Origin of the sequence: Cupriavidus sp. SK-4 (assembly GCF_000611125.1) — a bacterium.
GTDB lineage: Bacteria > Pseudomonadota > Gammaproteobacteria > Burkholderiales > Burkholderiaceae > Cupriavidus > Cupriavidus necator.
In genome coordinates, this window is the sequence record NZ_JFJW01000094.1 from 1 (window position 1) to 19,853 (window position 19,853).

The window sequence follows — 19,853 nt, forward strand, 5'->3', positions numbered from 1 at the left end:
GCCACTGCGGCGCACGCGGCGCGGCGTGGTGCGGCCCGGGCGGCGCGCGGTGGGCATGGCACGCCTGCACCGGCTGCTGGACCGCCTGCCGGTGGAGGCGCTGCACACACTGGCCGATCCGGCCTGGCTGGACGGCATCGGCTGCCGCACGTTGGGCGAGGTGCGGCGCCTGCCGCGCGCGGGCCTGACGCGCCGGCTGGGCCCGGCGCTGCTGGCGCGGCTGGACCAGGCCTATGGCGAGGCGCCGGCGCGCTTTGTCTGGTTTGTGGCGCCGCCCGCGTTTGCGCAGCGCATGGACCTGCCGGGCCACATCGAATCCGCCGAGGGCGTGCTGACCGGCGCGCAGCGCCTGCTGCTGGCGCTGGCGGGCTGGCTGGCAGTGCAGCAGGCCGGCGTCACGCGCTGCGTGCTGGTGCTGGAGCATGAGCGCTACCGGCGCGGCGTGGACACCGACGGCACCGAGGTGCCGGTGGGCCTGGCCCAGCCCAGCCGCGATCCCGCGCACCTGTCGCGGCTGCTGCGCGAGAAGCTCGACAAGCTCAACTTCCACGCCCCGGTGACTGGCCTGGCGCTGCGCGTGGAGGCGATGGCCGCATGCGTGCCGCAAAGCGATGCGCTGTTCCCCGAGCCCGGCGGCACGCCGGAAGACCTGGGCCGCCTGCTCGATACGCTGATGGCGCGGCTGGGCCGCGACAACGTGCTGCAGCCGCGGCCGCTGGCCGACCACCGGCCCGAGCGCGCCAACCGCTGGTGCCCGGTCGACGAGCCCGGCGGCAACAAGGCCGCCAGCCTGCCGGATCCGCAGCCGGAGCGCCCGCTGTGGCTGCTGCCACAACCGCTGCCGCTGCCGGTGCAGCGCCACCGGCCCTGCCACGGCGGCCCGCTGGCGCTGCTGAGCCGGCCTGAGCGCATCGAGGCCGGCTGGTGGGATGGCGCGCTGGCCACGCGCGACTACTTTATCGCCGAGCGCGCCGACGGCCTGCGCTGCTGGATCTTCCGTGAGCGTCCGGGCCATGCGGCGCAGGACGAGGGCGGCGAGTACCGCTGGTTCCTGCATGGGTTGTTCGCATGAGCGCGCTATCCTTGCCTGCCTCGCTGCCGGGTTTGCTGCCCGCGCTGCCGGATTACGTGGAGCTGCACTGCATCTCCAACTTCACCTTCCTGACCGGCGCTTCGCACCCGGGCGAACTGATCGAGCGCGCCTTCCGGCTGGGCTACAGCGGGCTGGCGCTGACCGATGAATGCTCGGTGGCCGGCACCGCGCGCGCGCACGATGCCATCGAGACGCTGCGCAAGCGCCTGCACGATGCAGTGGCGCGCAGCGCGGCACGCGGGGAGGAGGGCGTGGATGAGCCGCTGCTGGACAATGACGAAGAGCCTGACGCCGGCGCTGACGATCCTCACGCCCACGCCAGCCGCCACCAGCGGCTGCAGGCGCTGGCCCGCGCTGCCGATGCCTTCTCGCTGCTGATCGGCAGCCGCCTCAGCCTGACCCCGGCCGATGGTTCGGCGCGCCCGCCGCTGCGGCTGGGGCTGATCGCCCAGCACCGCGAGGGCTTCGGCAACCTGAGCGAGCTGATCACGCTGGGCCGCCGGCGCGCGCAGAAGGGCACCTACCGGCTGCATCCCGAAGACCTGGCCGCGCCCGCCGCCGACGAAGCGCACCTGCGCGGCATGCCCGGCTGCGTGGCGCTGCTGCTGCCCGACTATTGCGCCGAGCCTGAACTGCTGCGCGAACAGGCCGAGTGGTGCCGCGCGGTCTTCGGCGAGCGCGCCTGGATTGCGCTGGAGCAGCTGCAGGGCCATGCCGACGCGCTGCACCGCGCGCGCCTGGAAGCGGTATCGGCACAGACCGGCGTGCCGCTGGCGGCGGCCGGCGCGGTCACCATGCACGTGCGCTCGCGCAAGCCGCTGTCCGATGTGCTGGCCGCGATCCGGCTGGGCCAGCCGCTGACCGAATGCGGCATGGCGCTGGCGCCCAATGCCGAGCAGCACCTGCGCATGCGCCAGGTGCTGTCGCGCCTGTACCCGCGCGAGGCGCTGGCGCAGACGCTGAAGATTGCCGAGTCCTGCGATTTCTCGCTGGGGATGCTGCGCTATGAATATCCCGAGGAACTGGTGCCGGCCGGCGAGACGCCGATCTCCTACCTGCGCAAGGAGGTCGCGCGCGGCAAACTGGAGCGCTTTCCCAACGGTCTGAAGCCGGAGTGGGAGAAACAGCTCGAAGAAGAACTGCAGCTGATCGAGGAAAAGCATTACGAGCCCTTCTTCCTCACCGTGCACGACATCGTGCGCTTTGCGCGCGGGGAGGGCATCCTGTGCCAGGGCCGCGGCTCGGCCGCCAATTCACTGGTGTGCTTCTGCCTGTATGTGACCGAGGTCAGCCCCGAGCAGGCCAACCTGCTGTTCGGCCGCTTCCTCTCGCGCGAGCGCGATGAGCCGCCCGATATCGACGTGGATTTCGAGCACCAGCGGCGCGAAGAGGTGATCCAGTACATCTACAAGAAATACGGCCGCCACCGCGCCGCGCTGGCGGCGTCGCTGATCACCTACCGCTCGCGCAGCGCGCTGCGCGACGTGGGCCGCGCGCTGGGCATCGACGCCAGCGTGGTGGAGCAGGTGGTCAAGGGCCAGGCCTGGTGGGACGGCGGCCGCGGCTTTGTCGAGAAGATCGCCCGCTACGGGCTCGATCCCGAATCGCCGGCGGTGCAGCAGTGGGCCAGCCTGACCGCGCAGCTGCGCGGTTTTCCGCGCCACCTGTCGCAGCATGTGGGCGGTTTCGTGATCGCGCAGCACAAGCTGTCGCGGCTAGTGCCGATCGAGAACGCGGCCATGGCCGACCGCAGCGTGATCCAGTGGGACAAGGACGACCTGGAGTCGCTGGGCCTGCTCAAGGTCGATGTGCTGGCGCTGGGCATGCTGTCGGCGATCCGGCGCGCGTTGCAGATGATCCCCAACCCGGACCCTGGCCGCGCCGCATTGCCGACGCGGATGGAAGACATCCCCAAGGAAGACCAGCAAACCTACGACATGATCTGCAAGGCCGAGACCATCGGCGTATTCCAGATCGAATCGCGCGCGCAGCAATCGATGCTGCCGCGGCTGCAGCCGCGCCAGTACTACGACCTGGTGGTGGAAGTCGCCATCGTGCGGCCCGGCCCGATCCAGGGCGGCATGGTGCATCCCTACCTGAAACGGCGCGAGGCCTTCCGCCGCACCGGCAAGCCGCCCACTTACTTCAACCCGGTCATCAAAAAGGTATTGGGCCGCACGCTGGGCGTGCCCATCTTCCAGGAGCAGGTGATGCAACTGGCCATCGACGCGGCTGGCTTTTCACCGGGGCAGGCCGACCAGCTGCGCCGATCGATGGCGGCGTGGCGGCGGCGCGGCGACCTGCGCCAGCACCAGGATGCGCTGGTGCGCGCGCTGACCGGCAACGGCTACCCGGAATCCTTCGCGCTGGCGATCTGCAAGCAGATCGAGGGGTTTGGCGAATATGGCTTCCCCGAGAGCCACGCGGCCAGCTTCGCCAAGCTGGTCTATATCAGCGCCTGGCTCAAGTGCCATCATCCGGCCGCCTTCCTGTGCGCGCTGCTGAACAGCCAGCCGATGGGGTTCTATTCACCGTCGCAACTGGTGCAGGACGCCAGCCGCAATGGCGTGCAGGTGCTGCCGGTGGATGTCACCATCAGCCGCTGGGACAGCACGCTGGAGCCGGTGCAGGCCGATGTCGCCGACGCGCAGGCCCGCACCAGGCCGCAGCATCCGCGCGTGCGCCTGGGCCTGGGCCGCGTCAAGGGCATGCGCGAAGCGGCCGCGCTGCGCATCGAGGCCGCGCGCGCCCAGCGTCCGTTCGACAGTGTCGAAGACCTGGCGCTGCGCGCCAGCCTGGACCGGCACGACATCGACGTGCTGGCCGCCGCCGACGCACTGGCGCCCCTGGCCGGCAACCGCCGCCAGGCCCGCTGGCAGGCGCGCGCCGCCGCCGCGCATGCCGCGCACCGCGACCTGCTGTACGAAGCGCCGCCCGCCGAAGCCGCGCTGGCGCTGCCCGCGCCCCGGCTCGGCGAAGACGTGACGGCGGACTATGCCAGCCTGGGCCTGTCGCTCAAGTCGCACCCGCTGGCGTTGCTGCGGCACAAGCTGGCGGCCATGCGCTTTGCCACCGCCAGCCAGCTGGCGCGCTGCGCCAACGGCCGCCGCGTGCGCGCCTGCGGCATCGTCACCGTGCGCCAGCGCCCATCCACCGCCAGCGGCACCATCTTCGCCACCATCGAGGACGAGACCGGCTCCGTCAACCTGATCCTGTGGCCCGACCTGGTCGAGCGCCAGCGCAAGGAGGTGCTGGGCGCCACGCTGCTGGGCGTGGTCGGCACCTGGCAGCGCCAGGGCGACGTGCGCCACCTGGTGGCCAAGGAACTGGTGGATTTAAGCCCGATGCTGGGGCGGTTGATGGTGGGGAGCCGGGATTTTCATTGAGACGGACAGCGGACCGGATGCAACACTCTGCATGGAAGCCGGGCGCTCGCGACCAGTTCCGTGGCGGGGCAAGGGAAAACCGTACCGTCAACGCAAACAGTTATCATCATGCCGTGCCTTGCCGGTTTCATCCGGAACATTGAACTCACCATACCCTTTGCAGGTCGATTGATGCCGATTCCGTCTTGCCATCCTGGCTTCGCGCCGTACCATCAGCCCGTGGGCGGGCGGGGCCCATGGTAAAGGGCCGCCGCGGCGCGGGCGCAGCGCCGGCCCGGAAATCGTCGTCGCAGGTGTCATCGGCCAGAACGGAGGCCGCGCAGACCGCCGAGCCAGCGCCGCCGTCGGCCACCACGTCGGCGATGCTCGCGCGCATTCACAGCATGCGGGACTCGCTGGGGCCGGCCGGGCAGCGCATTGCCGATTTCGTGACCCGGTATCCGCAGACCGTGATCCATATGTCGGTCAGCGAAGTGGCCGAGCGCACCAATGCGAGCGAGGGCAGCGTGGTCGGTTTCTGCAAGAGCCTGGGCGCGACGGGCTTCCAGCAACTGAAGATCCTGCTGGCGCAGGAACTGGTGCAGGGGGTCCAGATCATCCACGAAGACCTCGAGCCCGGCGACACCTGCCCGGCGGTCATGCGCAAGATCTTCCAGAGCAACGTCCAGACGCTGCATGACACCAGCGCCGTGCTCGACGTGGCCGCGATCGAGCGCGCGGTCGCATTGCTCAGGGCGGCCGAACGCATCGAGATCTATGGCATTGGCAGCGCGGCGCCGATCGCCGAGGATGCGCAGTACCGCATGCTGCGCATCGGGCTCAACGTGAAGGCGGTTGTGGATTCGCATATCCAGGCCATCAGCGCATCGCTCGCGGGCCCCAGGGTTGCCACGCTGACCATCTCGCATTCGGGCAGCACGCATGAAACCGTGACGGCCACGCGGCTGGCCCGGGAGAGCGGTGCCAGCACCATCTGCATCACCAATTTCGGCAAGTCGCCGATCCAGGCCTTCGCCGACGTCGTGCTGTTCACGATGGCGCGCGAGACCCGCTTCCGGACCGAGGCGATGACCAGCCGCCTGGCGCAACTGGCGATCATCGATGTGCTGATCGCCTGCCTCGCGCTTACCGACTACGACACCTCCGTCGAAACGCTGCGGCGTACGTTCGACGTCCTGTCGCTCAAGCGATATTGAGCCCCAGCCGGCCCGCGCCGGCATCCTGACATTTTCCTGCTGCAGTTGTCGTCTAGCCTTGCTCCCGTCAGTTGGCGGGAGCGGGTGCTGTTCCACGTCCAAGAAATGAGGATAATTCAAATGTTAAAACAAATTAAGTGAGTAATATTCATTTGTATGTCACATGGTGAACCTAGTCTTCGAGTCGCATCAGTCCCGTCCCCCTGACCCTCGAACACTAGGAGTCGTCATGAACAAGCCATTGTGGTATGGCCGTGCCGCGCTGCTCGCGGCGCTCTTGTCCCTTGCCCTCACCGCGTGCGGCGGCGGCGAGGATAGCAGCAGCATCACTCCCCAGGCCGTCAAGACAACCATGCAGGCGGCAGCAGCCGACGACGCGGCAGCGTCGAAGAAGGGCATGCACTGCGCACCCTGACACGCCCGCGATCCTCCTCCCATCGTCCGCACCTACCATTCCCCGATCATGACCAAAATCGATCGACGCACCTTCCTCACCGGCGCCGTCAAAAGCGCTGCCGCTGCTTCGGTTCTGTCGATGCTGCCGCCCAGCATCGCGCGCGCACTCGCCGTTCCCGCTGCGGTCAATACCGGCACGATCCAGGACGTGCAGCACGTGGTGATCCTGATGCAGGAAAACCGCGCGCTGGACCATTACTTCGGCGCCATGCGCGGCGTGCGCGGCTTTGGCGACCGCTTCCCGGTGCCGGTGCCGTCAGGCAAGCCGGTGTGGTTCGAGTCGAACGGCACGCGCGAGATCACGCCGTTCCACCTCGACAGCGCGACCGTCAACGCGCTGCGCGTCTCCGGCACGCCGCACAGCTTCATGGACGCGCAGAATGCGTGGAACCAGGGCCGTTTCGGCTTCTGGGCCAAGTACAAGAACGACCATTCGATGGGCTACTACCGTCGTGAAGACATTCCGTTCCAGTACGCGCTGGCCGAGGCATTTACGCTTTGCGACGCCTACCACTGCAGCCACGCCGGCGGCACCGACCCGAACCGCATCACCTTCATGTCGGGCTCCAACTACAACCCCGCGATGCGCGAGGCGGGGCGCAACTGCACGCTTGACGACGCGGAGGTCAACAACCTGCGCTGCAGCGTGAGCGGCAAGCTGCCGACGCCGGGCTACACATACAAGGGTTCCGCCTTCCAGTGGGCCACGCTGCCGGAACTGCTGCAGGCAAAGGGCGTCAGCTGGCGCATCTACCAGAACCCCAACGCCAACTGGGGCGGCCTGCTGCATGGCGGGCTTGCCTTCAAGAGCTTCCGTGAAGCGCAGCCGGGCAATCCGCTCTACGACAACGGCATGAGCAGCTGGACCATCGAGCAGTTGGCCGCGCATGTGCGGGACGACACGCTGCCGGCCGTGAGCTGGATCCTGCCGACGCCGGCGCAGTCCGAACATCCGGGCGGGCCGTCGAGCGCGACCGAAGGCGCGGCCTTCATCAACACGGTGCTGACGGCGCTGACCGCCAACCCGGAGGTTTGGAGCAAGACTGTGTTCTTCATCACCTTCGATGAGAATGACGGCTTCTTCGACCATATGCCGCCGGCCGCGGTGCCCTCTTACGACGCCAATGGCGTCCTGCACGGCAAGTCGACCGTCGACGTCACCGGCGAATACTTCGACACCGCCGGCAATACGGCGCTCGACGGCACCACCACCAGCGGCGAGACCATCCGCCTGCGCCCGTACGGGTTCGGCCCGCGCGTGCCGATGTATGTGATCTCGCCGTGGACGCGCGGCGGCTGGATCAACTCGCAGGTGTTCGACCACACCTCGATGGGGCGCTTCCTGGAACAGCGCTTCGGCATCACGGTGCCCGCGATCAGCCCGTGGCACCGCGCAGTGGCCGGCGACCTGACTTCCGTCTTCGATTTCAGGACGCCGAATGACCAGGTGTTTCCGACGCTGCCGGATACCAGCAACTACAAGCAGGTGATCGCGGAGCAGTTGGCGAAACCCAAGGCGGCGGCACCGGCCGTGCCGGCGTCGCTGTTCCAGGAGACTGGCACCAAGTATTCGCGCGCGCTGCCCTATGTCCTCCATGCGAGTGCGCTGGCCGAGCCCACCATTGGCAAGCTGAAGCTGATCTTCAGCAATACGGGGGAGCAAGGCGCGGTCTTCCATGTCTACGACCGGCTCCATCTGGACCAGATCCCGCGCCGCTACACGGTCGAGCCCGGCAAGATGCTGGACGATGAATGGGATGCGCGCACCACGGACAACGGGCGCTATGACCTGGCGGTCTACGGGCCTAACGGCTTCGTGCGCATGTTCAAGGGCCAGCTGCCTGCGGACGCCATGGCCGATGCCCCTGAGGTCCGCGTCTGCTACGACCTGGGCAAGGGCAGCGTCTACCTGTCTGCGCGCAACGACGGCAAGGACGCAGTCAACGGCGGAGGCAAGCCGCTGACGCTGGTGGTGACGCCCAACGCTTACCGTAACGACGGTCCGTGGCAACTCCATATAACGGCCGGCGCCGAGGTGGAGCACCACTGGCCGCTGCAGGAGAGCGGCAACTGGTACGACTTCACGGTCACGGAAGCCGAAAGCGGATTCGAACGCCGCTTCGCCGGTCGCCTGGAAACCGGCCGGCATGGCGTGACGGACCCGGCGATGGCAACCGGGCTGGGCTGAGCGTCCGGTCGCCGCGGTCCGGCCGGAATGCGTGCCGGACCGCAGCTTTGCGAGGTGATGGCATATCGCCTCGAAACTCCGGATCTCGATGCGGATCTGCAGCTTGCACCGCTCGACCATCGGGAAGATGCAAACGGCGAGACCAGCTGGCTCACGCCGTTTGCTTTTCAGCGCTGCTCATCCGTTGCGCGGGTCAGCAGCGCTCCCTCGTCAGACCAGCGCCTGCAGGCGGTTGGCGCTCTCGTCCAGTTGCTGCTTGAGCGGCAAGAGCAGGGCGTGGAGGCCGATGCCCTGGGGCATGGTGTCGATTTGCATGATGACCTCCAAGTGAGTGATGGAGGCTCGCAGTCCGCTGCTAACCGGGGGGGCGAGCGGGGCGTAGCCATGATCAGCAAAGTAGCGAGCCTGATCCGATCGGTGCGCCTGTCTGGATCGGGCTGGTGTCGCCGTTGACGGGTTTCGTTTTTCTCCTGGCGGCGATCGGCGCATGGCGTATCGGGCTGCGCCACTACACGTCGACTGGCAGCTAGCTGGTCGGGGGCTGGGCCGTTATTGAACTCCAGTCCCCGGGGTGTAGTGCCGTTCAGTTTAGGTATCAAACACTACCGTCATTCCCGCGCAGGCGGGACAATGCACGTTTGTGCATTGGACGTCCGCAGGACGGCCCGCAGGGTGAGCGGAGCGAGCAGTTCAGCGTCTTTCACGTCCCCCTTCGGGGGATGAAGTCACTGGGTTCCCGCCTGCGCGGGAACGACGGTGGTTAACCGAACGGCATTAGTCCCCGCGGTGGCGTAGATTGGGTTGGCTTTGCGCAGCGCCGGGCTGATAATCACGACAGTGTGGTCTCGGGAGGTTGCACGGTGATGAGGGCTGAGGGGGTATAGCCAGGTCCTGGCTGGATGTGGCGTTTGCCGACGCGCACCAGCGCGCCTGGGCCGTCCCTCAGGATCCGTCGCCGTCGCTACCTGCCGCATCGCAACGACATATTGCCCGGATTCCGCTGCTGCGCCTGACTGGCACCCGCCGGCGGTCTTCCTGTCCCAGTTCTCCAGGAGCTAGCCATGAATGATCCACAGAAATCTCCGTTGACCATTGCCGAGGGTTGGCAGGCGCCGCCGGACCGCACCAGCGTGACTGACGACGCCCGCGTCGAAGACATCATTCCGCTGCCTCCGCCTGAACACCTGATCCGTTTCTTCCCCATCCGGGGCACGCCTGTCGAATCCCTGGTCAACCAGACACGCCAGCGCATCTCGCGCATTCTGCACGGCAAGGATGACCGGCTGCTTGTGATCATGGGACCTTGCTCGATCCACGACCCGCAGGCGGCACTCGAGTACGCGCGGCGGTTGATGGAGCAGCGGCAGCGCTACGCCGGGTCCCTGGAGATCGTGATGCGTGTGTACTTCGAGAAGCCGCGTACCACGGTGGGCTGGAAAGGGCTGATCAACGACCCCTATCTGGACGAGAGCTATCGCATCGACGAGGGCCTGCGCATCGCGCGCAGCCTGCTGGTTGATATCAATCGCCTCGGATTGCCGGCGGCCGGTGAGTTCCTGGACGTGATCTCGCCACAGTACATAGGTGACCTGATCTGCTGGGGCGCGATTGGTGCCCGCACCACCGAAAGCCAGGTGCACCGCGAGCTGGCTTCGGGCATTTCAGCACCGATTGGCTTCAAGAATGGCACTGACGGCAACATCAAGATTGCCATCGACGCTATCCAGGCCGCATCGCGCCCACATCACTTCCTGGGAGTGCACAAGAACGGGCAGGTGGCGACGGTGCATACCAAGGGCAACCCGGACTGCCACGTCATTCTCCGTGGCGGCAAGGCCCCGAACTACGATGCGGATTCCGTAGCGGCCGCCTGCAGGGAATTGGAAGCGGCCGGGCTCGGCAACTCGCTGATGGTGGATTGCAGCCACGCCAACAGCAGTAAGCAACACCTGCGGCAGGTCGATGTCGCGCGGGACGTGGCGCAACAGATCAGCAGCGGCAGTGAATCCATCTTCGGGGTAATGGTCGAAAGCCATCTGTTCCCTGGCGCACAGAAGTTCACCCCAGGCGTGCACAGTCCGTCCGCGTTGTCATACGGACAGAGCATCACCGACGCCTGCATCGGGTGGGACGACTCGGTGGCAGTGCTGGACATGCTTAGCGAGGCGGTCAGTCTGCGCCGCGGGCGGGATTCGCAGCCGTAGGAAAGACGTCAGGACGCTTCATGCCTCCGGTATCCGGGAGAGCAGCTGACAGCTCGGTTGGGGGTGCTTCAGCGACTGGAATCGCCGTGACCGTCCCTGAACGGTTAGCCGCGGAAACACTGAACATCCCCTTGCGAAAATATGGAAGGCCGGAGGAGGTCGCCCTGGCTGTCGAAGTCTTGTCATCCGCCTTCTCCGACCACATGACTGGCGTGAACCTGCCGTACGATGGCGGGGTCACGAGAGCCTATTATCAGGAACGCGCCGCTTGCCAACGTGCCAACGCCATGCGCAGCAAAGAAGCGGACGCGGCCAACAGCACGAGGTCCTTCAGCAGGAACTGACCGATCGGCGCGGAGATCGCCGGGAACCCACCAGCAGTCGGCTCGGCCACGCCGGGGGTGGTGACAAAGAACGTCAGCGTGATGGCGTACGTCGCGCATGACATGGCTGCACCAAGTACCGACGCCCCACGATGGAATGCACCGACCGCCAGCGTCGCCGCGGTGGACAGTTCCAGCAAGCCAATGACACCGCTGGCTCCACGAACACCGAATGCGTCGATGAGCCAAGCCATGAAGGGGCTATTCTCAATGAACGGCGCAATACCCTGCGCTTCGTAGGCGGTGAACTTCATCCCGCCGAACCAGAGAAAGACAATGACGAGGGACCAGCGCAGCAACGCTCCGTGGTTGTGGATGGCTTCGCTGGTCCGCGTTGTGGTAACGGAGGTGATGGGTTGCATGTTTACTCCTCAACAGATTTGGTGTGTGGCGGAGGAGCACGCCCCGGTGGCGCAGACCTCCTTTCCTGTCATTGCGACGATGCGCATGCGCGCATTCCGGCGCGGCCGGTTCCAGCCCTGCCAGAACCGGCGATTTCGAAAAATTTGTCGTTCCATAGACGTATCAGGCGCGTCCCTTACCGATATGAAGTCGCCCCATGGACTTCGGGACTATCCCCACGCGGAAAGGTGTGTTTGAGCGGCGTTCAGTCGCGGAACAGGTGCGTGGCATGCGTTACGGCACCGCCCGCCCGGATTGCCGCCGCCACAAGTGCGGCTTCCGCAAGTTGCTCATCGGTGGCGCCGGCATCGTGGGCGGCCTTGGTATGCAGGGCGATGCAATATGGGCACTGCGTGGTCAGCGCGACGGCCACCGCAATAATCTGCTTCTGCTGCACCGAAAGCGCGCCGTCAGCGAAAGCTGCATGGTCGAATGCAAGGAAGCGTTTCATCGCTTCAGGAGCGTTTTCGTCCAGCTTCTTCAAACGGGCAAGATCTTTCATATCGAACATGGGAACCTCTATCAAGATTGGGATTGGAGTAGGTATGATAGGAGTGGCAAGGTTCCAGGTGGTCTTAGTTTGGTTTCAATTCGTCCAATGATGGCGTCCCCCCCTTCTGCACATCGTGTGCTCGAACATTTCCTTGCCACACTCGACATTGGTGTCACGCACATCACACGGTGCGACATTCGCGATGGCTGGAGCGTGCGTTTCGAAGCGTGTGAAACGGCCAGCCTCCACTACTGCCTGGACGGTCGCGGGACGCTCGACGCAGGCGATGGCCACCGCATCGCGTTACAGCCGCACAGTTTCGTCCTGATGCCGCCGCGCGTTTCCTACCGGCTGGAGTGCGAGCTCGAGTCGCCGGCCGTTTCGGTGGATCGGGCAAGGCTTGGCTCGTGGTCCGCGCACGAAACGGCTCCGACAGTGAAGGTGGGCGATGCAGCAGCGGGGATTGAGATGGCGTGTGGGGAGTTGCGCTTCGCGGCGAGTACCGCCGATCCCTTCAGGATGCTGCGGCGTCCAATCGTGACCCGATTCGACGGGCCTGCGGGGCTGAAAGATCAGTTCGTCATGCTGTTGGCGGAATCCGCACAGCCCGGATTGGGCTCGAGGGTTTTGATCGAGGCATTGCTCAAGCAATGCCTGGTCATGCTGCTGCGGCGCCAGGTGGAGGACAATGACGCGGAGCTGTCGTGGACGGCGGCGGTTGCAGATCCTCGCCTGCTTCTCGCATTGGAGAAGCTCTTTGAGCATCCCGAAGCACCGCTGTCGGTGCAACGATTGGCCGATCTGGCCGGTATGAGCCGATCAGCGTTTGCTGCACACTTCGAACGAGCGTTCGGTCAGACGCCTATGGCCATGTTGCGAGCGGTTCGGCTGCACAAGGCCGCGGAACTGCTGGCGACCACAACCCTGCAAGTTTCCCAGGTGGCGCACGCCGTTGGTTTCTCCAGCCGCAGCAATTTCTCACAGGCGTTCCACAAACAGCATGCTGTGGACCCAAGCGGATTCCGGCAGCGCATGACATCTCGTCAGCGTGTGGGTGGCGGCTGATTTCGACGGCTGATTCAACCGGTCGATGCAGCACACTACAGGCTGTGTGGGCGCGCGTGTTGCGAAGCCCTGACACGGTTCCCGCTGTCCAGAGCACGCCGCAGACGGGGCTGCCCAATTTGCTGGTCAACCGTTTGGGAACTATGCGCCGTCGCCCGGGCAAGTCGCATCAGAACCGGTGGCGAAGGCCCATCACCGCACCCGCCTGGTTCTTGCCCGGCTGTACGTTGAAGACGGCCGACGTGCCGCTGCCGCTGTTGAAACCGTTGACGCCCAGTGCCGAGTTATCCTTGTTTAGCACGTAGGAGACTGACGCGTAGAGGTCGGTGCGCTTGCTGAGCAAATAGTCGCCGGTCAGCACGAACTGCCACGGGTCAGCCCCGGTCTGCCGGAAGTCCTGGTAGTAGGCCGTGCCGGTCAGGGAGAACGCCTGCGTCAGCTTGTAAGCCAGGCCCAGCCAGTAAAGGTTCGAGCCGGCATCGGCCGCCTGGGCGCCCGGCAGCATGGCCCCGTCATAGGCCTTGGCCAGGCGGTAGCCCACATATACCTTGGCATCACCCACCGCATACGTGCCGGCCACGGAAACGCGTCGCAGGACCGGCGCCTGGTTTGACGGCGTGCCGACATGCGCATCGTCATAGGCCACGCCGAGCGCGAAGGGGCCGGAGGCATAGTTGACGAACGCGCCGAAGTTGCGCCCAAATACGTTGCTGCCGGCCACTTCGCTGCCATTAGCCTGGAAGGAGTAGAAAGCCTGTGCAGTGAGTCTCCCGAACTTTCCGACATATTTGCCGGCATTGTCTGCGCGCGCTCCAAATTCTGGTGCAATCGAGAGGATGCCGTAGCGGTCAGCAATCGCATTAGGATCGTAGACATTGCCGAATTCGCGCATGGCGGTCTGCTGCCGTCCGAACAGCAGTGAGCCGTAGTAGCTATCCAGCCCCACATAGGCGCCGCGGCCGAACACACGCCCGCCCTGGGCCGAACTACCGGTATCGATGTCGAAGCCGCTTTCCAGATGAAAGACCGCCTTCAGCCCGCTGCCCAGATCCTCCACGCCGCGCAGACCCCAACGTGAGCCAGACTGGTTCCCGGAAACCAGTCGCACGACACTGTCACCGTTGCGCCCAGCATTGTTGTTGAACTCGATACCAGCGTCGGCGATACCGAACAGCGTCACGCCGGACTGGGCAGACACGGCATTGGCTACGACGGATGCGGCAACGACCGCAAGAATCTTTTTCATCTGACCTCTCATTTGCTCATGGGCAGACGCGCATGGCACGAATGGAGCGACTGCCATGCAGTGCCCGCAGATAAGCAACTACAGGCGGCCAATGCTTGCATACCCCCTCCATGCCGTGCGTAGCCACGGAACAAGCGTACATATCGACACAGGTCATTCCGCGGCACACGCACTTTGAAGCTGAATTGTATTGGCTGTGTATCTGGATACGATGGGCTTTTGAACGATGCTTTGTGCGAATGCCCACCGAATACACTGCAATACAAGGGAACGTGATCTGCAACCTCATGAGAAGCTGTTGCGAAATCAGTTCATGCAGTGCTTTAGCCTGCTCCAGCAAATCAGTGAACAGGCAGGGGACAGGAAGCGTTCGAGGACGTCGGCGGACTGAAGAGAATCCTTAATCCGAAGGAGTTCGAAAATGACCCTTAGCGGCGGCGCTCCGATCGAACCAATCAACATTGGTCAATTGAGCATTCAGTACCTGATTGATGGAACTGCCACGGACGGGATGGGTGTTTTCGAATTGATGGTGGCCCCCGGCTCGCAAGTCCCGCCGCCGCATATCCACACACGTAACGAAGAGTGCGTCTATGTGCTGGAGGGGATACTTCGGTACTCGGTCGACGGGGTAGTCCGAGACCTGGGCGAATGGATGTTTACCCCACGTGGGTCGGTTCATCACTTTAGCAACCCGCACAATGGCACGGCCCGCGCACTGAGACCTTCGTTCACCCCGGAAGTCGCCATCCCCCAAAAAAAACGTGGCGAGCCTGGTAGCTCGCCACGTTCATACCCGGGCTTGTATCGCGGTCTGCAACCTCAATCCAGCGTAATTTTCCCCGCCTTAACAATCTCCGCGTAGCGCGCGGTATCGCGCTCGATCAGCTTGCGGAATTCTTCAGATGTACCGCCCACCGGCACAAATCCCAGGTCCGTGAGCTTCTTCGTGACCTCCGGGCTGCGCGTGGCTGCGGCGATTTCCTTGGCCATGCGGGCCACGATCGGTTGCGGCGTACCGGCCGGCGCCATCAGCCCGGTCCAGGAGCTCATCACGAAGCCGGGGAAACCTGCTTCTTCCATGGTCGGGATGTTGGGCTCGCCGGGCCAGCGCTTGGCGGAGGCCACGGCCAGCACATTGATCTTGCCCGACTTCACATGCGGCATCGGCACCAGCAGCGGGTCGAAGGCGACCGAGACTTCGCCGGACACCAGCGCGGGCAGGATCGGCGCGCTGCCGTTGTACGGCACGTGGGTCAGCTTGAGCTTCGATTCCATCGCCAGGCGTTCGCCCGTCAGGTGCGCGGAGCTGCCGACGCCGCTGGAGCCAAAGGTCAGCGTGTCGGGGTGCTTCTTGCCGTAGTCGACCAGTTCGGCGACGGTCTTGACCGGCAGCTTCTTGCTGGAGAACAGGAACAGCGGCAGCTCGGCCATTTCCGCCACCGGCACCAGGTCCGTGGGCTTGTAGCTGAGCTTGGAATACAGCGACATGTTCGCGCTGTAGGCGGCCAGCACCGACACGAAGGTGTAGCCATCCGGCGCCGAGCGTGCGGCCACGCCGACGCCCAGCGTGCTGTTGGCGCCGGGCTTGTTCTCGATGATGATCGGCTGGCCCAGCCGCTGCGAGACTCTTTCGAACACGACGCGCGAGACGGTGTCGGTGGAACCGCCCGGTGTGTAAGGCACGATCACCTTGATCGGCTTGGCCGGCCACGCTTCGGCGGCGACGGCAGTGGGGGCGGTGTGGGTGGCGGCCAGGCCGGCAATGGCCATGGCGGCGAAACGCGCGCTGCGCGATACGCGATGCTTGATGCTGGACTTCAACTACATCTCCTTCCTTGGCTTCTTCGACTATTCCCCTGGCGGGGACGCTGCGGCCGGATATTCCGGCTGGCCAATTATGCGGGACGCAATATTGAGGTGCCGTGGCAATACCGCCCAAATCACGGGCGCCAGCCATCCACTGTGCGATAGCCGCACGTCGCGCCCGGCCATCCGGCTCAGAATTCGTAGTTGATCGAGAGGTCGAAGACCCCGTTGGTCGACTTGCGCGTGATCGGGCTGTCCGCCGCATCGCCGGCCAGTTGCGAGATCGCGATGTCGCTGGTGGCGAACCAGTGCTTGTTGAAATACCACACCGCGCTGACGCCGAAACCGTAGGACTTGATGCCGCCGCGCGCATGGTAGGCGGGCCTTCCGGCGCGGGCCTGCGCGCTGCTGACGCCGTACCAGGCGTTCATGTAGCGCGAGTCGGCCAGCGTCACGGTGGGGCCGGCAAACCAGAAGAACTTTTCGGAGCTGCCCGGCAGCGGCATATAGGCCCCGATATCGCCGACCCAGCCGTCGCTGCCGCCCAGGCTGCGGCGCGCGTCGATGCGCAGCACCAGCGGGAATTCCTTCGAGACCGCGTATTCCGCGAACAGCTTGCCTTCCGGCGCCGGGTTGATATTGCCCATGCCGTCCAGGTGCGGCGAGTCTTCCTGGCCGCGCCGCCCCAGGTTGTAGGACAGCGCGATCCCCGCACGCCAGTTCTTGCCGCGCAGCAGATTCACGCCCAGCCCTTCGCCGATCGAGGCAAAGGCCAGGTCGCGGTAGCGGATATCGATGCTGGGCCCGCCGATAAGGATGTATTCCGACGAGCCGTCGTAGCGCGGCCGCACCATGGCCGCGGCGCCGAGTCGGACTTGCCAGTCGGGGATGGTGTCTTCAAACAGCTTCTGTAGCGGGATGCCGGCGGAGAACTGCCATTCGGCCAGTGGTGCCGGGGTCTGGGCGCTGGCCAGGCCCGGGGCCAGGACGGCGCCGGCGGCCAGGAGCAGGGCAATGCACGAGGACGGACGCTTGGGGTAGAGCTCGGTCACGGCAGCCTCCACGCCCGCCAGGCGGGCAGTCAGGTTGCGGGCATGAGGCCCGTGGGCGACATCTTTTCATTGGATGGCGGCGCACGCAACCCGTCGGGGCAAAAGAAAAGCGGCGCCAGATGGCGCCGCTTTGCTGCGATCCGCCCGCTACGGCGGGCAGTGCATGGACCGGATCAGCCTGCCAGCACGCTGCCGATGGCCTTGGCCACGATGCCGACATTGCGCTCGTTCAGCCCGGCCACGCACATGCGGCCCGAGCGCAGCAGGTACACGCCGTGCTGCTCGCGCAGGCGCTCGGCCTGGTCGGCGCTCAGGCCGGTGTAGGTGAACATGCCGCGCTGGGTCAGGTAGCGCGACAGGGCCTCGCCGCTGACATGGTCGCGCAGGTTGTGGTGGATCGCTTCGCGCATGCGCGCGATGCGGTTGCACATCTGGGCCAGTTCTTCTTCCCACAGCTGGCGCAGTTCGGGCGTGGTCAGCACCTTGGACACCACGCGCGCGCCGTGCGTGGGCGGGTTGCTGTAGTTGGCGCGCACCGCACCGGTCAGCTGGCCCAGCACGTTGGCGGCTTCGCCCGCGGTGTTGCAGAACACGCTCAGGCCGCCACAGCGCTCGCCGTACAGCGAGAAGTTCTTCGAGAACGAGTTGGCCACCAGGCAAGGCACGTCCTGCGCCACCAGCTCGCGGATGGCGAAGGCGTCGTCTTCCAGGCCGGCGCCGAAGCCCTGGTAGGCCATGTCGACAAACGGCAGCAGCTGGTTGGCCTTGAGCAGCGCGATCAGCTGGCGCCACTGGTCCTGGTTCAGGTCCACGCCGGTCGGGTTGTGGCAGCAGGCGTGCAGCAGCACGATGCTGCCCGCGGGGATGGCGCGCAGCGCGTCCAGCATCGCGTCGAACTTCAGGCCGCCGGTGGCGTCGTCATAGTACGGGTAGGTATTGACGGTGAAGCCGGCGCGCTCGAACACCACGCGGTGGTTTTCCCAGCTGGGATCGCTGATCCACACCTGCGCCTGCGGATAGTAGCGCTTGAGGAAGTCGGCACCCACGCGCAGCGCGCCCGAGCCGCCCAGCGTCTGCAGCGTGGCGATGCGGCCGGCGGCGCGCGCCGGCGAGTCTTCGCCGAACACCAGCGCCTGCACCGCGTTGCGGTAGGCCACCAGGCCCGACATCGGCAGGTAGGGGCGCGGACCCATGTCGGCCAGCAGCGCGGCTTCGGCCTTGGCCACAGCCTGCATCACCGGCAGGCGGCCCTCGTCGTCAAAGTAGATGCCGATGCTCAGGTTGACCTTGTCGGTACGCGGGTCGCGCTGGAAGTCCTCGTTGAGCGAGAGGATCGGATCGCCGGGAAATGCCTCGATGTGTGCAAACATGGGATGCGATGGAATTGGGTCGGGGGGGCAGCTGCCGCGGCGCAGGGGGCGTCGCGCAGCCTGAATTCTAACCGGCGGCGCCCGCAGCCTGCAGGCGCCGCCTTGCCGCTTAGCGCAGTTGCTGGGCGGCCACGCCGCTTTGCAGCGCGGCGGCCGCGTTCTTCTGGCGCACCAGGTAGCTCACGCCGAGCACCACCAGCCACACCGGGATCAGGTAGACCGAGAGGCGCAGGCCAGGCGTCAGGTACATCACCACCAGGATGCCGGCGAGGAACACCAGGCACAGGTAGTTGGTGAGCGGATAGCCCCAGCTCTGGAACTTCGTGGTCTGGCCGGCGCGGCGCTTGTCGGCGCGGAACTTCAGGTGGATCAGGCTGATCATCGCCCAGTTGATGATGAGTGCCGACACCACCAGGCCCATCAGCATCTCAAACGCCTTGCCGGGCATGAAGTAGTTGATCACCACGCAGGCCGCGGTGGCCACCGCCGAGAACGCCAGTGCCGTCAGCGGAATGCCGCGCTGGTTGACCTTGAGCAGCGCCTTGGGGGCGTTGCCTTGCTGGGCCAGGCCGTACAGCATGCGGCTGTTGCAGTACACGCCGCTGTTGTAGACCGACAGCGCCGCGGTCAGCACCACCACGTTCAGCACATTAGCCACCCAGTTGCTGTTCAGCGCGTGGAAAATCAGCACGAACGGGCTGCCGCCGGTGACCACGTTCTCCCACGGGTACAGCGACAGCAGTACTGCCAGCGCGCCCACATAGAAGATCAGGATGCGGTAGATCACCTGGTTGGTGGCCTTGGGAATGGTCTTCTCGGGAGAATCCGCCTCGGCCGCGGTGATGCCCACCAGCTCCAGCCCCCCGAACGAGAACATGATCACCGCCATGGCCATCACCAGGCCGCCCATGCCGTTGGGGAAGAAGCCGCCGTGCTGCCACAGGTTGGCCACGCTCGCCTGCGGACCGGCATCGCCGGACAGCAGCAGGTAGCCGCCGAAGCCGATCATCCCGATGATGGCCGCGACCTTGATGATCGAGAACCAGAACTCCATCTCGCCGAAGGACTTCACGCTCGACAAGTTGATCACGTTGATGATCACGAAGAAGGCCAGCGCCGAGACCCAGGTCGGGATCTCAGGCCACCAGTACTGCACGTAGATGCCAACGGCCGAAAGCTCGGCCATGCTCACCAGGATGTACAGCACCCAGTAGTTCCAGCCCGACAGGAAGCCGGCGAAGTGGCCGCAGTATTTGTCGGCGAAGTAGCTGAACGAGCCGGCGACGGGCTCGTCCACCACCATCTCGCCCAGCTGGCGCATGATGAAGAACGCCACGATGCCGGCGATCGCATAGCCCAGCAGGACCGAGGGGCCCGCCATCTTGATGGTCTGGGCGATGCCCAGGAAAAGGCCGGTGCCGATGGCGCCACCCAGCGCGATCAGCTGGATATGCCGGTTCTTCAGGCCGCGTTTGAGCGTGCCGTCATTGCTGCTTGCATGCATTCAGTT

Annotated in this window: 16 protein-coding genes; 8 read left to right on the plus strand and 8 right to left on the minus strand. The window is 65.5% G+C overall.

The window, feature by feature from the left end:
- The 5 genes from CF68_RS20080 to CF68_RS20100 all read left to right on the plus strand — a co-directional run.
- Positions 1 to 1,072, plus strand: a 1,072-nt coding sequence (locus CF68_RS20080) for a DNA polymerase Y family protein (protein ID WP_035822132.1), incomplete at its 5' end; no start/stop codon positions are given.
- The gene (locus CF68_RS20085) at positions 1,069 to 4,479 is read left to right on the plus strand and encodes an error-prone DNA polymerase (protein ID WP_063832575.1); all 3,411 of its coding nucleotides are present in this window, start codon (positions 1,069 to 1,071) and stop codon (positions 4,477 to 4,479) included. The genes CF68_RS20080 and CF68_RS20085, both read left to right, overlap by 4 nt.
- 293 nt (positions 4,480 to 4,772) lie before the next feature.
- Entirely contained in the window at positions 4,773 to 5,675 is a 903-nt protein-coding gene (locus tag CF68_RS20090) for a MurR/RpiR family transcriptional regulator (RefSeq protein WP_235205827.1), read from the plus strand.
- Positions 5,676 to 5,904: 229 nt separating this feature from the next.
- Positions 5,905 to 6,090, plus strand: coding sequence for a hypothetical protein (locus CF68_RS20095; protein WP_035822134.1), 186 nt, complete (start codon positions 5,905 to 5,907; stop codon positions 6,088 to 6,090).
- 48 nt (positions 6,091 to 6,138) lie between these two features.
- Positions 6,139 to 8,319 carry a phosphocholine-specific phospholipase C gene (locus CF68_RS20100; protein WP_035822136.1) on the plus strand — a complete coding sequence of 727 codons (2,181 nt, stop codon included), beginning with the start codon at positions 6,139 to 6,141 and terminating at the stop codon, positions 8,317 to 8,319.
- Between the two features lie 210 nt (positions 8,320 to 8,529).
- On the opposite strand, the gene CF68_RS39190 is transcribed toward CF68_RS20100, so the two are convergent.
- A complete protein-coding gene (locus CF68_RS39190; protein ID WP_035822138.1) occupies positions 8,530 to 8,808 on the minus strand; it encodes a DUF1484 family protein in 279 nt (92 codons plus the stop codon).
- A 572-nt stretch (positions 8,809 to 9,380) separates the two neighbouring features.
- Here CF68_RS39190 and CF68_RS20110 point away from each other — a divergent pair.
- Complete coding sequence (locus CF68_RS20110) at positions 9,381 to 10,523, plus strand: 3-deoxy-7-phosphoheptulonate synthase (protein ID WP_035822140.1); 1,143 nt, start codon at positions 9,381 to 9,383, stop codon at positions 10,521 to 10,523.
- 253 nt (positions 10,524 to 10,776) lie between these two features.
- On the opposite strand, the gene CF68_RS20115 is transcribed toward CF68_RS20110, so the two are convergent.
- Both CF68_RS20115 and CF68_RS20120 read right to left on the minus strand, forming a co-directional pair.
- Entirely contained in the window at positions 10,777 to 11,268 is a 492-nt protein-coding gene (locus CF68_RS20115; RefSeq protein WP_035822142.1) for a YkgB family protein, read from the minus strand.
- A 245-nt stretch (positions 11,269 to 11,513) separates the two neighbouring features.
- Entirely contained in the window at positions 11,514 to 11,819 is a 306-nt protein-coding gene (locus CF68_RS20120; protein WP_022539875.1) for a carboxymuconolactone decarboxylase family protein, read from the minus strand.
- A 117-nt stretch (positions 11,820 to 11,936) separates the two neighbouring features.
- Here CF68_RS20120 and CF68_RS20125 point away from each other — a divergent pair, with 117 nt between their 5' ends.
- The gene (locus CF68_RS20125) at positions 11,937 to 12,866 is read left to right on the plus strand and encodes an AraC family transcriptional regulator (protein WP_235205829.1); all 930 of its coding nucleotides are present in this window, start codon (positions 11,937 to 11,939) and stop codon (positions 12,864 to 12,866) included.
- Positions 12,867 to 13,035: 169 nt separating this feature from the next.
- Here the strand turns inward: CF68_RS20125 and CF68_RS20130 are convergent, their stop codons facing one another.
- A complete protein-coding gene (locus CF68_RS20130; protein WP_035822148.1) occupies positions 13,036 to 14,112 on the minus strand; it encodes a porin in 1,077 nt (358 codons plus the stop codon).
- A 529-nt stretch (positions 14,113 to 14,641) separates the two neighbouring features.
- On the opposite strand from CF68_RS20130, the gene CF68_RS38520 reads away from it, so the two are divergent.
- The gene (locus tag CF68_RS38520) at positions 14,642 to 14,977 is read left to right on the plus strand and encodes a cupin domain-containing protein (protein WP_235205832.1); all 336 of its coding nucleotides are present in this window, start codon (positions 14,642 to 14,644) and stop codon (positions 14,975 to 14,977) included.
- Here the strand turns inward: CF68_RS38520 and CF68_RS20135 are convergent.
- The 4 genes from CF68_RS20135 to CF68_RS20150 all read right to left on the minus strand — a co-directional run bounded on the left by CF68_RS20135 (position 14,935) and on the right by CF68_RS20150 (position 19,847).
- Positions 14,935 to 15,936, minus strand: coding sequence for a tripartite tricarboxylate transporter substrate binding protein (locus CF68_RS20135; protein WP_035822150.1), 1,002 nt, complete (start codon positions 15,934 to 15,936; stop codon positions 14,935 to 14,937). The genes CF68_RS38520 and CF68_RS20135 overlap by 43 nt on opposite strands.
- A gap of 176 nt (positions 15,937 to 16,112) precedes the next feature.
- Complete coding sequence (locus CF68_RS20140) at positions 16,113 to 16,973, minus strand: MipA/OmpV family protein (RefSeq protein WP_369798895.1); 861 nt, start codon at positions 16,971 to 16,973, stop codon at positions 16,113 to 16,115.
- 173 nt (positions 16,974 to 17,146) lie between these two features.
- Positions 17,147 to 18,343 (minus strand): amino acid aminotransferase, encoded by a 1,197-nt coding sequence (locus tag CF68_RS20145; protein WP_035822152.1) that lies wholly within the window; start codon positions 18,341 to 18,343, stop codon positions 17,147 to 17,149.
- A 109-nt stretch (positions 18,344 to 18,452) separates the two neighbouring features.
- Positions 18,453 to 19,847 carry an amino acid permease gene (locus CF68_RS20150; protein WP_035822153.1) on the minus strand — a complete coding sequence of 465 codons (1,395 nt, stop codon included), beginning with the start codon at positions 19,845 to 19,847 and terminating at the stop codon, positions 18,453 to 18,455.
- Between the last annotated feature and the right edge of the window lie 6 nt (positions 19,848 to 19,853).